2 protein-coding genes and 1 tRNA gene are annotated in these 1,556 nt (G+C 55.5%); all 3 read left to right on the top strand.

Annotated elements, in window-relative coordinates; genetic code table 11:
- Positions 1 to 689 (top strand): helix-hairpin-helix domain-containing protein (locus Q7T06_RS00410; RefSeq protein WP_304778267.1); only part of this gene is annotated, 689 nt, incomplete at its 5' end.
- Between the two features lie 59 nt (positions 690 to 748).
- Entirely contained in the window at positions 749 to 1,330 is a 582-nt protein-coding gene (pgsA, locus tag Q7T06_RS00405; RefSeq protein WP_304778264.1) for a CDP-diacylglycerol--glycerol-3-phosphate 3-phosphatidyltransferase, read from the top strand.
- 59 nt (positions 1,331 to 1,389) lie between these two features.
- Positions 1,390 to 1,465, top strand: a tRNA-Gly gene (locus Q7T06_RS00400).
- Positions 1,466 to 1,556 lie beyond the last annotated feature (91 nt).

Below are 1,556 nucleotides of genomic sequence, written 5' to 3'. Positions count from 1 at the left end.
TGCTGGTCGATGCGCTGGGGCTGGACGTGGCGGATATAGAAGCGTTCCGTGTCGAGTGCTTCGATATCAGCCATACGCAGGGTGAGGCAACGCAGGCATCGTGCGTGGTGTTCCATCACCACGCGATGCAGAACGGCGAGTATCGCCGCTACAACATCAACGACATCACGCCCGGCGACGATTACGCCGCGATGCGCCAGGTACTGATGCGCCGCTATGAGAAGGTTGCCAATGGCGAGGGCGTAATGCCCGACGTTGTGTTGATCGATGGCGGCAAGGGCCAGGTTGAAATGGCGCGCCAGGTGTTCGTCGAGCTGGGGCTGGATATCAGCCTGATTGTTGGCGTGTCCAAAGGCGAGGGCCGCAAGGTCGGGCTGGAAACGCTGGTCTTCGTCGATGGCCGTGCGGCACAGGAGCTCGGCAAGGAATCCGGCGCCCTGATGCTGATTGCGCAAATCCGCGACGAGGCGCATCGCTTCGCCATTACCGGCATGCGCGCCAAGCGGGCCAAGGCCCGCCAGACCTCGCGCCTGGAAGAGATAGAGGGCATAGGCGCCAAGCGCCGGCAGAAATTGCTGGCGCGCTTTGGCGGCTTGCGCGGCGTGGTGGACGCCAGTGTCGACGATTTATCGACGGTCGAAGGCATTTCACGGCAATTGGCAGAAGACATTTACAAGCAATTGCATTAGATTACGGGTGCACATGCAAAGCGTGCATTGTGCACATTCATGAAAATGTAAAGTTTGATATGCCCATCAATATCCCTATTCTTCTCACCTGGCTGCGCGTCGCGTTGATTCCACTGATGGTCGGCGTGCTGTATCTGCCCGATTCATGGCTGGGTCCGTTCGACAAGAGCCTGGCTTCCACCCTGATTTTCATCGTGGCTGCATTGACCGACTGGGTAGATGGCTTCCTGGCGCGTCGCTGGAACCAGACCTCGGCTTTTGGCGCATTCCTCGATCCGGTCGCCGACAAATTGATGGTCGCCGGCGCCTTGCTGGTATTGATCGAATTCGGTCGCGTGAATGCCGTCATCGCCTTCATCATCATAGGACGTGAAATCACGATTTCCGCCTTGCGTGAATGGATGGCGCAGATTGGCGCATCCAAATCGGTGGCGGTCAGTTCTTTAGGCAAGATCAAGACGATAGCGCAAATGGTGGCGATCCCTATGCTGCTGTATTACGAAGATTTCTTTGGTATCGATACGCGCATCTGGGGCCAATGGCTCTTGCTGGTCGCAGCGGTGCTGACAGTGTGGTCCATGTTTTATTATCTGCGCAAGGCGTGGCCCTTGATCAAGGAAAGCGCAGGACATTTGCTGTAGTTTGGTGCCGGGAGTGCTTGACAAGCAAAGTCATTCCTCTATAATGTGCACCTGTCGATGCGGGAGTAGCTCAGTTGGTAGAGCGCAACCTTGCCAAGGTTGAGGTCGAGAGTTCGAGACTCTTCTCCCGCTCCATATTTCTAAAGGGGAGCTGATAAAGCTTCCTTTTTTATTGATGGATTTTCGATAGAAATCATTCAACAGGTTTTCAGGCAGTTGTTGTAAA

This window comes from Herminiimonas sp., from assembly GCF_030645555.1.
In the GTDB taxonomy this organism is placed as follows: Bacteria; Pseudomonadota; Gammaproteobacteria; order Burkholderiales; family Burkholderiaceae_D; genus Oxalicibacterium.
Note: the sequence above shows the minus strand (reverse complement) of the source record. Positions and strands in the feature narration are given on the sequence as shown.